Genomic DNA, 14,237 nt, shown 5'->3' with positions numbered 1-14,237 from the left:
CATGAACTGGCGGGGGCTGCTTCTCGGCGATAGCCTTCAGGAGTCGCTGAAAACCGGCGATCGGCTTTGACAGGCTGAAAAGTGTACTCTTCACACCTCCCTGATCAGACAGCATGCGTTCGCGCATGTCGTCACGATTATGGCGGCTGTGCGCGGGGCACCTTCGGGTGCACCGGGTTCTCACACTTCCGGTCTGTCAACCCGCGTATAGCTGCCACCCAATCCTGTTTGACAGCAGGGGATGGCAGCGTCTCTAAACAGTGTGAGGAATGCCATTTTGAAAAAGAACAGCCCTAATCCCCCGGAAACTCCAGCTGATTTAGCTGAAGACAAAATCGACTTATCCAAAACCACCGAACCCACCATCAGCGCCCGCCTGCGCAACCCCAATCATCTCGACCCCGTCAGCCACGTCTTCACGATCCGCCCCAACATCGACACCCCCTCCCTGCTCACCCACGCCAGCGAAACTCTGGCCTCGCTCAACGTCATGAGCACCGACCTTGCCTGTGAACTTGAGAGTTCGCGTCGCAACATCGCCCTGGCGATCCAGCAGTTGGCCGTGCTGGCGCAGTTGCTGGTGAATCGGGCTCTCGACAACATCGCGCCACTCGACGAAGTGGAGGCCTGAAAAGGACCGATAGATGCCGATGAGCGTCATCGACTGCACCCTCCCGTCATGTGGTTGGGTGACGATGCGGATCTAGGTTTGATTTGAGAAGAAACGGGCAACTTCCCCGAAGTCGCCCATTATCATTGGTATTGAAACTAGCCAAACGTCGGGGCGAAAGGTGCTGTCGCGCGTTATATGCCGCTGGTGAAGATTCGACCGCTATGCCCCTCTGGGGTACTGACTTTGAGGGAGGTCATTTTCATTCGAACAACTCCCCAAGCTCTTCAAGGGTCGGCATGGCCGCCGGTATAACGGTGAGCTCGCAGTCCAAAGCGCTCAAGACTCTTGCGTAAGCGTTCATGGAAACCGTATCGGCCCCCTTTTCGACAGCAATGACTTTCTGCCGCGTCAAACCGGCGAGCTCAGCCAGTCGAGCTTGTGTCAGACCGCGCCTGATACGCGTTTCACGTATTTGGCCACCGAGTCGAGATATCAGCAGGGCGTATTCCATGTTCAGTTACCGTAACATTTATACTTAAATGTATCGTATGCAGAACATTATTGCGAGTATGTACTACGCGCCCGCCTCTCCCCACGACTACCCCATATCCCCAACACAATCGACACCAAGGGCACCGTCCCAACCAGGTCAGCGTCGGAAACACTCCGCAAAGCCCTTCTACACTCAATTCGCAATCGCCCGAACTGGCCCTCATGACCGCACTCAGCAGTGCTATGCCAAGCAGAACGAGCGCGATTTCGAGCGATTCCAACTGGCCTGTCGCAGGGCCGTTTACGTGCACGCCTGGAAGCCGACTTTGCCGCTGATCATTTACCGTAAACGTGCCGCAGGCTCTGGTTCGGGGGTTGTGATCGAAATGAATTTTTCTTCACCCCACCACCCCGCGCCAGCCTGTACATTTCTCTCGCTCATTCAAGAAACTACGGTTTGCCCGCCCTCCCGCGGGCTTTTTTTTGCCTGCGCATTTGTCTAACGGCCACCGCTGGCTTGAACCGGGCCACACCGTCCGTCACTGGGCCATCTGCGCGACGTTCCCTTGCGGTTGCTCGGGCAGCAAACAGCCTTTGGCCATCCACTGGCAGTCTCTGGCCCAGTGATAGCCGGACTCCAGATCGCCTCGGTCGTTGTAATACCCCAGCCTGAGTTGGGTGGCACTCAGGTCGAGCTTGGCAAAACCAGCCCGCGAGGCAGTAAAGGTGCTATCCGGTATTGGCGCTTGCAAGGCATACAGCTTCTGGCCGCCCGCCCCGGAAATCACCCACGCGGGTTCACCTTCGCGCAACAGCAATTGCTGGTTGTGGTCATGACCCGACAAAAGCAGATCGACGTGGTTGCGTTGCAACACCGGCAAGAGCCGTGTGACCAGATCCGAGTCCTCGCCATGCTGGCCTTGATTGCGCACCGGGTGATGGGACGCTGCGATTCGCCACACCGGAGCCGGTCCGGGTGCCTGGTACGCCTGATCGATCAAATCGATTTGCTGCTGCAAACTTTCACGTGGCGCCGAGGTGTCGAGGAACACCATCCGCAGCAATGGCCGCCCATCGACGTCTCCGAAATCCTTGACGTAGAAATTCGCCGGCATCTGCCAGCGACCCGAGCCCTTGTGCTGTTGGCCGTACTCAATCTCGTATTTTTGCGACACCGGGTAATCGTGGTTACCCAGCACGGCGTAAAACGGTACATGGCTGAGCCAGTGCCCCCAATACACTCGCTCGAATCGGGTTTCCCAGCGGACATCATGGGTACTGGTCAATGGCTTGCCGTAGAAGTTGTCGCCAAGGAAAACCACCATGTCCAGGCGCCCCTCTCTGGACGCAACGCTCTCCATGGCTTGCCCCACCCGCCACTGTTGCAAGTCACCGCTCCCCTGATCGCCCACCGCGATCATCGACACCGATGCAGGGTTCAGACCGCTCAACGGAACGTACGGCGATGGCGGCGTAAACAGCCAGTAACCACCGGCCGCCAGTAACAGAGCCAAGGCAATGCCTGAGCCACGCGTGACCATTCGCAGCACCAAACGCTTTGCAGAAGTAGAGGTGGAATCTGTGCGTTTCAATCAGGGATTCACTGGGCTTGGAAAGCCAGGCAGGGTGGCGAAATGAAGGTCGACCTTCACCCTCAATAGATCACAGCAGTTGTTCACGATTCGTTAAAAAATCGTTCCGAATACTTTTTCCAGCCTGTTTTTTTGCGCTTGAACAGACGGCTAAACATCGTCCGTCGCCATTTCGTCTCTTGCAACAGCAGCCCACTCAATGCAGGCCCGCCGCTTTGCAGGCATCGATGAAATTCGCGCCTTTTTTGTCCATGGCGGTTTTGACCAGGGCGTTGGCTTTTTGCAGGGCCGGGCTGGGTTGGGCCCATTGTTCCGGGGGCAAGGGCTGTGACCAGGCTTGCACGCGGTCAGGCAGGGTCGGACGGCCTTTGCGGTGCGCCCATTCGGCGATCAGGTAGGGCATTTTCCAGAAGGTCAGGACGCGACGCACGTACCACCAGCGCAGGGGCCACCTGGTGGGCTGTGGATACCCGTAACGCTTGCGGTAGGCATCATCCATACCATCGTCGAGATCGCCCATGAACCGGGCGTCCAGCCGCTCGATTTCAAACGTGTGCAGCCCTTCGTAGGGTTTGAGTTCGTCCTCGCTCAGGGTGATGCTCAATGCCGCGAGCATGGGGCTTGGCGTGTCCACCAGTTCCCCGTCTTCCATGTAGTTGCGAATGGCTGTCCACATGCCCAGTGCATGCACATCGCTGGGCTGGGCTGACAGGATGAACTGCACTGTGTCCTGCTCTTCGTCCTCCAGGCCCATGCCGAAGGTGTAATCGCGCAGGGCACCGTAGCTGGTGACACCCTGGCTCCGGGCGACCCAGGCCACCACGCTTTCCCAGGGCACGATCAGCACGCGGTGGGTGGTGTCGTCGATGTAGCAGACTTCGCGACGTTGGCGGTTGAAGCGCACCGGGTAGCTTTTGGCCAGGGTTCGGACGTTGGAGAGCATGCCGTAGACCATTGCTCCAATTGGGATTATTGATAAAAGCGCATAACTGGAAAACACCTTGATTGCATTTATAAGTTCGTTTAGAGGCTCACGAATGTTTTCCGGATAAAAAAGCACCCAATACAAAACTGCAAAACAGGGCACTACAAAAGCCATATTCAAGATCATCAAAATAAACACTGCCAACCTCTTTCCCTGTTCAACGGTCCCAAAGTTGCTCCCTCCCAACTCCAGATAGGTCTCGTTCATCGCCGAAAAATTACGCCGGGACACTTGCGCCTGCCCGGTGTAAACCGGCAACGGTGCGAGAAACAGCGTTTCGTTCAGCCCACTGACCCGCCGCTCTCCGGCACTGGGCCGTTGACTGCGAATGTCCGGCGCCGGCTCGGTGGTGTCGGGCTTCTTCTTGCGTTTGAACAGACGGCTAAACATCGTCTGTCGCCATTTCGTCTCGGCAGAGGAACCAGCAAGGCGCCGCATTCAATGCAGACCCGCCGCTTTGCAGGCATCGATGAAGTTCGCGCCTTTTTTGTCCATGGCGGTTTTGACCAGGGCGTTGGCTTTTTGCAGGGCCGGGCTGGGGTGGGCCCATAGTTCCGGGGGCAGCGGTTGTGACCAGGCTTGCACGCGGTCAGGCAGGGTCGGGCGGCCTTTGCGGTGCGCCCATTCGGCGATCAGGTAGGGCATTTTCCAGAAGGTCAGGACGCGGCGCACGTACCACCAGCGCAGGGGCCATGGGGTGCGCTTGCCGTACCCATAGCGGTGGCGCTGTTCGGCGCTCAGGTGTCCGGCACCATCGTCTCGCGAGCCCATGAAACGTGCCCCTTTACGCTCGATCTCAAATGTATGCAGACCTTCATAGGGCTTGAGTTCGTCCTCGGTTGGCGTCAGTCCCAAAACAACGAGCATGGGGTTTGGCGTGTCCACCAGTTCCCCTTCTTCCATGTAGTTGCGAATGGCCGCCCACATGCCCAGTGCATGCACATCGCTGGGCTGGGCTGACAGGATGAACTGCACTGTGTCCTGCTCTTCGTCCTCCAGGCCCATGCCGAAGGTGTAATCGCGCAGGGCACCGTAGCTGGTGACACCCTGGCTCCGGGCGACCCAGGCCACCACACTTTCCCAGGGCACGATCAGCACGCGGTGGGTGGTGTCGTCGATGTAGCAGACTTCGCGACGTTGGCGGTTGAAGCGCACCGGGTAGCTTTTGGCCAGGGTTCGGACGTTGGAGAGCATGCCGTAGATAACGGCGCCTATTGGCAGAATGGAGGCGAGACTTACTTTGCTGCCCGCCTCAATAAACAGGAGTAGATCGCGCCAGGGAGTCTTAAAGTTTTCTGGATAAAAAAGTACGCCGTACATGATGAATAGGCTTGGGGCTATAAAAGCCACAAACAGAGGAATCCATACTCCAAAGGCCAATCTCTTTCCCTGCTCTACCATCCCGTAATTGCTCCCCCCCAACTCCAGATAGGTCTCGTTCATCGCCGAAAAATTACGCCGGGACACTTGCGCCTGCCCGGTGTAAACCGGCAACGGTGCGAGAAACAGCGTTTCGTTCAGCCCACTGACCCGCCGCTCTCCGGCACTGGGCCGTTGGCTGCGAATGTCCGGCGCCGGCTCGGTGGTGTCCGGCTTTTTCTTGCGCTTGAACAGTTGGCTAAACATCGTCCGTCACCATTTCGTCTCGGCTGAGGAACCAGAAAGGCGCCGCACTCAATGCAGACCCGCCGCTTTGCAGGCATCGATGAAATTCGCACCTTTTTTGTCCATGGCGGTTTTGACCAGGGCGTTGGCTTTTTGCAGGGCCGGGCTGGGTTGGGCCCATTGCTTCGGGGGCAAGGGCTGTGACCAGGCTTGCACACGGTCAGGCAGGATCGGGCGGCCTTTGCGGTGCGCCCATTCGGCGATCAGGTAGGGCATTTTCCAGAAGGTCAGGACGCGGCGTACGTACCACCAGCGCAGAGGCCACCTGGTGGGCTGTGGATACCCGTAACGCTTGCGGTAGGCATCATCCATACCATCGTCGAGATCGCCCATGAACCGGGCGTCCAGCCGCTCGATTTCAAACGTGTGCAGCCCTTCGTAGGGTTTGAGTTCGTCCTCGCTCAGGGTGATGCTCAATGCCGCAAGCATGGGGTTTGGCGTGTCCACCAGTTCCCCTTCTTCCATGTAGTTGCGAATGGCCGCCCACATGCCCAGTGCATGCACATCGCTGGGCTGGGCTGACAGGATGAACTGCACTGTGTCCTGCTCTTCGTCCTCCAGGCCCATGCCGAAGGTGTAATCGCGCAGGGCACAGTAGCTGGTGACACCCTGGCTGCAGGCGACCCAGGCCACCACACTTTCCCAGGGCACGATCAGCACGCGGTGGGTGGTGTCGTCGATGTAGCAGACTTCGCGGCGTTGGCGGTTGAAGCGCAACGGGTAGCTTTTGGCCAGGGCTCGGACGTTGGAAAGCATGCCGTAGATGAAGGCGCCGATGGGGAGAATGAATAGAAGTGCGTAACTTGAAAACACTTTGATTCCATTGATGAGATCCTTAAACGGTGCCGGAAAATTTTCTGGATAAAAAAGCACACCATATAAAATTACAAAACTGGGAGCGATGAATGCGGTGAACAAGGCGATCCATATCTGAATCGCCAATCTTTTCCCCAACTCCACCATCCCGTAGTTGCTCCCCCCCAACTCCAGATAGGTCTCGTTCATCGCCGAAAAATTACGCCGGGACACTTGCGCCTGCCCGGTGTAAACCGGCAACAGTGCGAGAAACAGCGTTTCGTTCAGCCCACTGACCCGCCGCTCTCCGGCACTGGGCCGTTGACTGCGAATGTCCGGTGCCGGCTCGGTGGTGTCGGGCTTCTTCTTGCGTTTGAACAGACGGCTAAACATCGTCCGTCGCCATTTCGTCACGTTTGAACAGCCAGAACGGCGTCTGGCCGAGACCGGAGGGCAAGCTTTCCACTGCGTCGACCTTGAACCGGCCCTGGGCCGGCAGCCGTCGATAGTGCGCCGTGGCGATGCGCAGGTCGCGCAGGACAAAACAGGTGCGATGGATCAAGTCGCGCTCGGCTTCCAGTTGGTAACCGATGTTCAGCGCCAGGGCGAAATCCGTCGTTTGCTGGTATTCACCAATCGGCAGGTGCAGGGTCAACGCCTCGTCCTCTTGGCTGACGACCCTGGCAACGGCCGCCCAGGCGGCACTGCAGGCCTGCCAGCGCGCGGGTGGCAAGTGCGGACTGTAGGGCCGGGGCAGAAGCAGATCGCGGGTGCGCTGATAAACCTGCAGCTGCAATTGGCGGCTGTCCATTTCCCGGGTACGGACGCCGGGCAGGTGCAGTTGCAAGTAGGTGCGCGAAGCATCGCGGATCAGTTCACAGGTGGGTTGCTGCACCACCCTGGCCAGGGCGGTCCAGTCCTCCGGCAAGCTGCGCTGCAAGTTGGCGTGCCCCCAGGCACTGGTTTGCAGCCATTTTTGCAGGGCGTCCAGGTTGAAGTAGTTGAACAGGGCTTCGCCCGTCAATTGCAGGGCGGTGCCGATCAATCCCACCAGGTTGGCTCTGGCGGCGATACTCAGCAGCCGAGGGCTGGCTTCAGCCCAGGCGATCGCCCGAAGCTCGGCAGGTTTTTTGAGGATCTGATTGATGATCGAGGTCGTGTGTTTGGCGCCCCAGGTGTTGGTGCCCACCAGGATGCCGTCGCCGGCGATTTGCAGGGTTGTGGCGGCCAGGGCCTGGGGGTTGCCTTCGGCCAGGGCCTTGGCCCATTGCTGGGAGTGTTTGCCTAAATCGATTGCGGCGGCCAATGCTCCAAACCCAAATGCAGCATTCCCTGCAATACCGCTCCAGCGCCCCAAGCGGCTCATGGTATTGAGTTTGCCAGCGGCGCTATCCATCTGCTCGATATGGGCCTGAAGAATCGTTACCGATAATCCCTGTACTGCAGAAAAGCCCGCTGCCGACATACCGATAAACGATTCAGCGATGACACCGAGTTCTGAAAGGGAGTGATCCGTCGTTTTGCTAAACGAACTCAACGCCTCCAAAAACTTCTGCCCCTGATAAACAAACAGCAACAACGCAATCCCGTCCCCGCCGGATTTCAACGCACTCAGCAGCGGCTGGCCAAAGGTCCCCCGCGCACGGAAATCACCCACGGTGCGCTGCATTTCCTCACGCAGCGCCGGGGCCATGCCATCGATCACGGTGCCGATCTGCCCCGGCCCGCTGCCACCGACCGTCAACGCCTGACTGAGGGCGTTTTCCAGCGGCACCAGCGCGGCCCTGAGCTGATTGATCCGCTGGTTATGCACCAGTTCGCTGTCGGGCGGGGTCAAACCGTAGACTTGCCGTGACATCTCGTTACGACGCTGTTGGTAGCTGTCCTTGAGCTGGCGGCGCAGTTCGAGGGCGGCATCGCGGTTCTGGTTGAACGTCTGGATTTCGTGAGCCGACGCCGCCCGCAGGGTCAGGCCGCTGCGGGAAAACTCGCGCAGCAATTGCAGGCGTGCCGCTGTATCGAGGCCACGGATGAAACTATTGGGATCGATTGACGCTCCCAGACGAAAATCGCGGAGGGCTAAATCGAGTCTGTCCGCAATTTTCAGTTGCCTGGCCGGGTTATACGCCCCCTCCAACAAACTCTGCAGCCCCCTGAACCGCGTATTCAAATCCTCGAAATTCGGCAACCGCTCGGTCATCAAGCGCCTGAACTGGTTGCTCAGCGCCGTCACGCCGGCAAGGCTTTCCTGGGCCGTGGCGAGCTGGATCGAGACGTTGCTCAGGTCCATGAGTTTTTTGCTCACGTCCATCTGATCGGCGAGGATCAGGGTGTCGAGCCCCGGCACCACGGTGAGCAGGTTGCTGTTGAGGTAGGTGGCCAGCTTTTCGCTGGCTTCGCGGTTCCAGCACAGGCCGGCCACGCAGAGGAATTCGGTTTCCAGGCGGTGCCGGACCTGCGTGTCGTTCCAGAAGTCGTAGTACCAGGCCGCACGGTGGAAGTGGCCGCCGGTGATCATGCTCAAGCGGTCTTCGCGAATGGCTTGCAATCGCTTGTGCCAGTGGCTGAGCAGGGTTTGCTGTTGGCTGACGAAGGCTTCCATGTCAGGCCGATTGACCAGATGATCGATGCCGCGTTGGCCGATTTTTTGGCCCTGCAACACCTCCCAGCTTTGCAGGTGGAGTTTGTTGAGGGCGCCGCGATGTTTTTGCCACAGCACTGGACCCAAGGCGTCCTGCAGGTTGACGACGGCGCGCGCGTAAGGATCGCTGCTCGCCGCCTCGCGCCAGTAGGCCTCGTCGCCATAAATCGGTGATTCGCCATGGTCGCGCCGGGTGCGCAGATAATCCTCAATGGCAGCCTGCTGCGCGGCGTCGGTGTCTTCCTGCAGGGCCTTGACGGCGGGATCGGTGACGGCCAGCGCTTCAAGGCGCGCCGAGGTCACCTCGTACAGGGACTGGATGTAGACACCGGTGAGGTACTTGCGCTGGGTGGCCTCGTCGGCGCTCCACTGCTCGATCCAGTCGGCAACCTGCAGTTGGGCGCTGGCCAGGTCACGCATCACGCCAAAGTCGTCGCGCAACAGCAGAAACAGGAAATTGTCCTGGTAGAGGCCCAGCAACCGGCTGGTGAGCAATTCAATGTCAGTGTCGAAAAACAGTGGCGTGCTTTCCCAACTGTAAGGTTGGCGCTCTTGCGGGTGGGCGCCCTCGGGCAATGGCACATGCCTGTTGCCTTCGGCTGCCGCATAGGTTTCCTCGACCTCGGCCAGCCAGGCCCGGGCCTGGCGCTCGCTCAACAAATCTGCGCCGCCATTGGATGGACAGGCCTTGCCCGGCTCGATGCGTTGCATCAGGCGCTCGCGCTCGCTGCTGAGCTTCAGCACTTGCGCACATTTGAAGGCCGTCCACTGGATTTCCGAATAGCTGGCGAACAGCGTGTGTTGTCGGTTGAAGACCAGGTGAGGCTCGCCCACCGACGTGGTGCGCGTATCACTCGTCACGTCCTGGCCCTGCCACAGCAGTTTGCTGATCTGCCCTTGCTCGACGTGGTATTCGTGCAGGTAACCGGTGCCGTTGTCGATGATGTACAGGTAACCGTCGCGCAGCAGGCGGATGCCCAGGGGCTGGCTGTTCAGCTTGAGCGGCATGGACAGTGCGGATGAGGGGTCAAGGTGTTCGACCAGTCCGTAGCGCAGCGGCAGCAGTTGCACTTTGGGCCCCATCAAGGGGCACAGCGCGAGGGGCGAGCGGATGTCCTTGGCGCTCTTGGCCCTGGCGACGATGTTGGGAGAGACTCGGGGCGGTCGCCGGGCGCTCATGGCCAGTCTCCCGGCGGTGGCGTGATCGCCTGTCCCGAGGTGACGCCTCGCCGTATAGCAGGAATCTGCAACACCCAAGGCGCCGCATGGATCGACTGGAACATACGCTGGTCCTTAGCGAAGAGGAAAAGAAGCGCGACGTCCAAACCGTCCCTGGTTCGTGTTCGCAAAAACAGGCAGGCACGCTAACAGGGTAAAAAACAGATAGCTGTAGGAGGAGTCGGTAAATCAGGAAGGACCCTTCCTTTACGACGATCAGCGTTCGGGCACCTTTTATTGCCTGCGAATGCTGTCGCACACAAACCCTGAGCTTTCTGAAGGTTTCCTCAGGCAACAAAAAACCCGCAGCCCTTTCGGGTTGCGGGTTTTGCATTTAAACGCCAACTCAATTCGCAGGTTGAGTCTCAGCCACCGGCATCGGTTGTTGCTCTTTGGAGAGCACCGGCTGTTCCAGCCTCGCTCGCCCGTAGAACGCCAGCGCTGTCAGCAGACATGCCAGCCACACAAAGATCCCGGCCCAGAAGGTGTGGGACATGTAGTGCCAGCCTTGCAGCACCCGCGTTGTGCCATAAATGAAACCGAGGGTCAGCGAGCCGTACATGATCGCTTTGGAATAGCGCCAGCGATAACGGCGAGCCACGAAGTACAGAGCCAGCATGGTGAAACCACCCGACGCATGTCCGCCCGGCCAGCAGCGCCCCTCACCGGCGGTCTTGAACAGTTTGAAATTCTCGTACCACTCGACGTGCACCATTTTGCCGCCGTACAGGGTCGTCTCGATCGGGCAATACACGCTGGTGTGGGCCTTGAGGTAGTGAATCACCCCGGTGCTGACGGAAAACACGAACACCACGTAGAGAAAATCACGACGGTGCCGGGTGGCAAAGCGCAGCACCGGTGCGACTTTGATTTTTTCCAGGAACGCGATGATCTTCGAGTGTTTTTCAGCCTTCAGACGCGGCCAGAGAAACGACAGCAAGGCACCGACAATGGCAATTTCGCCGGTCCAGTTCGGGATGATCCGTGCCCATTTGTGGGTGATCTTTTCGAACAGATGGATCTGGTCCAACGGGAACGTCTGCGTCACCGGATCAAAAAAATAGTTGTTGAAGGCGATGTCGATCGTGGTCATGTCGAACATCAGGAAAACCGCGACGGCGCAGGCCAGCGGAATTCCAAAATTCACCGCATAAAAGCGGTAGCGGGAAGCGGGAAACATGCGGAGTCCTGAATCAAAGAGAGGGTGAAATTCAATGGGACTTCACCGTGGGCCAATCCGATGCTTCGATAAAACCAAGCATGCGCGGAGCTTGCGGCGTCTCGACGGAGATAAACAAGGAAGCCCCGTAACCCAGGGTGGAAGTCGGTAAATCGAGGTCTTTTTCCAGTTGCGCCATGCATTCGCTGTGGGTCACCAGAATCAAGTTACGCCCGACCACCTTGTGCGCCAACGCGTCACGCAGCATGGTGCCCTTGCAACTGATCAACCAGAATTCGCCCGTGCCGACCTTGTTGAACATGAAGTTGGCCGTCTGCGCCGCACGCAGGATCGGGCTGTTGTAGATATCGGTCTTGTCCAGGCCCAGGCTCTGGAAATGCGCCCCGACACTTGTGGCAACACTGCGCGAGCGCTCGGTAATGCCATCGTTACCGATCAGGCAAGGAGCCGACGAGTGATCGCAGCGTTCAACGTGGCGCACCAGCACGATCAAGTCGCCCTTGGCCCACCCGGTCAGCAACGCCTGCGCACCGCTCGCATTGCCATGAGCCAGGTCCGGAGCGGTGGCGGGACGCAGCAGGAACACGGTCAGCGGAATCACCAGCAGCGTCGAAGCCAACACCACCAGCGCGTTGCGATAACGGGCGAAACGGTTCAGGTCGATCGAGCGCTTTTTCCCGAAAAGACGCAGTCTTAATTCCACAACAGGCCGCCTCGCCGGCACGCACCACCTCATTAGATCCCGGCAGGTTAAAGAAGTGTGCGTCGGTGGCTGGTGAAACCGATGTGAAAAAAAGCTCAAAAGCCCTGTAAAAACCTTGTTACAGCCCCCGTCGGAAAAATCCTTTCAGCTCCCGGGATTGCTGCCGATACATCCTGCTTACACAGCTTGGCGGCCCCCAAAAAAAACAATCTTCCAGCCAACCAACGACAAAGAAGCACTACGTTCCTGGAGGAATTTGATGAATAGCTGGTTCGGCAACATCAGCGTGAACCTGAAACTGGGCCTTGGATTCGGCCTGGTCCTGGCACTGACCTGCATCCTCGCCCTGACCGGCTGGACCAGCCTGGGTGGGTTGATCGACCGCAGCAACTGGATGAGCGATATCACCCAGCTCAATGCCGGCCTGACCAAGCTGCGGGTGGTTCGCCTGCAATACATGCTGACCAACGGCGATGAAACCGCCGCACAGAGCGTACAGACCACCCTCGAAGCCTTCTCGGCCCAGCAACAAGCCCTGCTGGCAAAGTTCAAGAGCCCGGAAAACCTCAAGCTGCTCCGGGAGCAAGGTGCCGTCATCGACGCCTACAAGACGTCCCTGGGCAAAATGCGCAACGCTTATCGCGCCGGCAATAGCGCCCGCGACGCCATGAGCGCCAACGCCGAAACCGCCCAGACGCTGATCAACGACATCAGTACCCGGGTTCAGCAAATGCCGCAGAGCGACCAGCGTTTCGAACAGTTCCAGGCCATCACGGCGGCCAGGGAAGCCTTCCTGCTGGCCCGCTACGAAGTGCGCGGCTACACCGCCAGCACCAATGCCGAGACCGAACAAAAAGCCGTCGGCCAACTGGACGCCGCCATCGCCAGCCTGAAACCGCTGAACGCACATTTCGCCGACTCTCGGCAAGACGCCCTGCGTCAGTTGGAAAACGCGCTGGGCGACTATCGCAGTGCCTTGCAGGCGTATAAAGCCGCCAGCAATGACGCGGTTCAGGCACGCAAGGAAATGACCGACCAGGGCGCCGCCATCGTGTCCCTGAGCGATCAGCTGTACCAGATCCAGCTCGACCGCCGTGACGCCGAAAGCGCCCAGGCGCGCACCTTGCAACTGATCAGCACATTGCTGGCATTGCTGGTGGGCATCATTGCCGCCGTGGTCATCACTCGCCAGATCACCCGCCCATTGCGCGAAACCCTGGCCGTGGTCGATCGCATCGCCAGCGGCGACCTGTCGCAAAACGTGCGGGTCACCCGTCGTGACGAACTCGGCGTGTTGCAACAAGGCATCGCGCGCATGGGCGTGACCCTGCGCGACTTGATCAGTGGCATCCGCGACGGCGTGACCCAGATCGCCAGCGCCGCCGAAGAGCTGTCGGCCGTGACCGAGCAGACCAGTGCCGGGGTCAACAGCCAGAAAGTCGAGACCGATCAGGTCGCCACTGCCATGCACGAGATGACCGCCACGGTGCAGGAAGTCGCGCGCAACGCCGAAGAAGCCTCGCAAGCCGCTGCGGCGGCGGACGGCGAAGCCCGTGAAGGTGACAAAGTGGTCAATGAAGCCATCGCCCAGATCGAACGCCTGGCCAGCGAAGTGGTGCGTTCCACAGAAGCCATGAGCGTGCTGCAACAGGAAAGCGACAAGATCGGCAGCGTCATGGACGTGATCAAGGCCGTGGCCGAGCAGACCAACCTGCTGGCGCTCAACGCCGCCATCGAAGCAGCCCGCGCCGGTGAAGCCGGTCGGGGTTTTGCGGTAGTGGCCGACGAGGTCCGCGGCCTGGCCCAGCGCACGCAAAAATCCACCGAGGAAATCGAAGGCCTGGTGGCTGGCCTGCAGAACGGCACGCAACAGGTTTCCGCGGTGATGAACAACAGCCGCACCCTCACCGACAGCAGCGTGGCCCTGACCCGCAAGGCCGGCGAGTCACTGGAGAGCATCACCCGCACGGTGTCCAACATCCAGTCGATGAACCAGCAGATCGCCGCAGCGGCCGAACAGCAAAGCGTCGTGGCCGAAGAGATCAGCCGCAGCATCATCAATGTGCGCGATGTGTCGGAGCAGACTGCCGCGGCGAGCGATGAGACAGCCAAGTCCAGCGTTGAGCTGGCGCGGCTGGGTGGGCAATTGCAGCAGATGGTGAGCCACTTCCGGGTCTGATGAATTCAGGCCCGCCCTGTAGGAGCGGGTGCTGAACTGGCCTAATGATCCCGGACACCTCTTAAGGGCGATATAATTCGCCCAATCAGGAGGTTCCATGCAAGAGCGAAAGACCTATACCCGCGAGTTCAAGCAACGTGCTGCCAGCATGGTTCTTGATGACAACTGCTCGAT

The 14,237-nt window shown here is 59.2% G+C and carries 10 protein-coding genes and 1 pseudogene; 3 read left to right on the top strand and 8 right to left on the bottom strand.

Going from position 1 to position 14,237, the window contains the following annotated elements; translation table 11 throughout:
* Positions 1 to 277 precede the first annotated feature (277 nt).
* A complete protein-coding gene (locus CAG47_RS24010) occupies positions 278 to 631 on the top strand; it encodes a DUF6124 family protein (RefSeq protein WP_085728040.1) in 354 nt (117 codons plus the stop codon).
* A gap of 241 nt (positions 632 to 872) precedes the next feature.
* Here CAG47_RS24010 and CAG47_RS24005 read toward each other — a convergent pair whose 3' ends face one another.
* From CAG47_RS24005 to CAG47_RS23970, 8 genes are all read right to left on the bottom strand, one after another.
* A complete protein-coding gene (locus CAG47_RS24005; protein WP_085728038.1) occupies positions 873 to 1,124 on the bottom strand; it encodes a helix-turn-helix domain-containing protein in 252 nt (83 codons plus the stop codon).
* Positions 1,125 to 1,644: 520 nt separating this feature from the next.
* Complete coding sequence (locus CAG47_RS24000; RefSeq protein WP_256577527.1) at positions 1,645 to 2,619, bottom strand: metallophosphoesterase; 975 nt, start codon at positions 2,617 to 2,619, stop codon at positions 1,645 to 1,647.
* 274 nt (positions 2,620 to 2,893) lie between these two features.
* Entirely contained in the window at positions 2,894 to 3,640 is a 747-nt protein-coding gene (locus CAG47_RS23995) for a DUF6708 domain-containing protein (protein WP_256577526.1), read from the bottom strand.
* 480 nt (positions 3,641 to 4,120) lie between these two features.
* Positions 4,121 to 5,308, bottom strand: coding sequence for a DUF6708 domain-containing protein (locus CAG47_RS23990; RefSeq protein WP_256577525.1), 1,188 nt, complete (start codon positions 5,306 to 5,308; stop codon positions 4,121 to 4,123).
* Positions 5,309 to 5,356: 48 nt separating this feature from the next.
* On the bottom strand, positions 5,357 to 6,535 hold the full coding sequence (locus CAG47_RS23985; protein ID WP_256577524.1) for a hypothetical protein: 1,179 nt from the start codon (positions 6,533 to 6,535) through the stop codon (positions 5,357 to 5,359).
* On the bottom strand, positions 6,528 to 9,962 hold the full coding sequence (locus CAG47_RS23980; RefSeq protein ID WP_143515920.1) for a toxin VasX: 3,435 nt from the start codon (positions 9,960 to 9,962) through the stop codon (positions 6,528 to 6,530). The genes CAG47_RS23985 and CAG47_RS23980 overlap by 8 nt, the downstream gene beginning before the upstream one ends.
* A gap of 385 nt (positions 9,963 to 10,347) precedes the next feature.
* Positions 10,348 to 11,181 (bottom strand): phosphatase PAP2 family protein, encoded by an 834-nt coding sequence (locus CAG47_RS23975; RefSeq protein ID WP_085728031.1) that lies wholly within the window; start codon positions 11,179 to 11,181, stop codon positions 10,348 to 10,350.
* Positions 11,182 to 11,212: 31 nt separating this feature from the next.
* Positions 11,213 to 11,884 carry a histidine phosphatase family protein gene (locus CAG47_RS23970; protein ID WP_085728029.1) on the bottom strand — a complete coding sequence of 224 codons (672 nt, stop codon included), beginning with the start codon at positions 11,882 to 11,884 and terminating at the stop codon, positions 11,213 to 11,215.
* A 259-nt stretch (positions 11,885 to 12,143) separates the two neighbouring features.
* Between CAG47_RS23970 and CAG47_RS29480 the strand changes: the two are divergent.
* A pseudogene (locus CAG47_RS29480) lies at positions 12,144 to 13,205 on the top strand (methyl-accepting chemotaxis protein); the annotation flags it as partial.
* Positions 13,200 to 14,063 carry a methyl-accepting chemotaxis protein gene (locus CAG47_RS29475; RefSeq protein ID WP_371917242.1) on the top strand — a complete coding sequence of 288 codons (864 nt, stop codon included), beginning with the start codon at positions 13,200 to 13,202 and terminating at the stop codon, positions 14,061 to 14,063. The pseudogene CAG47_RS29480 and the gene CAG47_RS29475, both read left to right, overlap by 6 nt.
* Positions 14,064 to 14,237 lie beyond the last annotated feature (174 nt).

Source organism: Pseudomonas sp. R37(2017) (assembly GCF_002113375.1).
Lineage (GTDB): Bacteria > Pseudomonadota > Gammaproteobacteria > Pseudomonadales > Pseudomonadaceae > Aquipseudomonas.
This window is presented reverse-complemented; position numbering and strand designations above follow the sequence as displayed.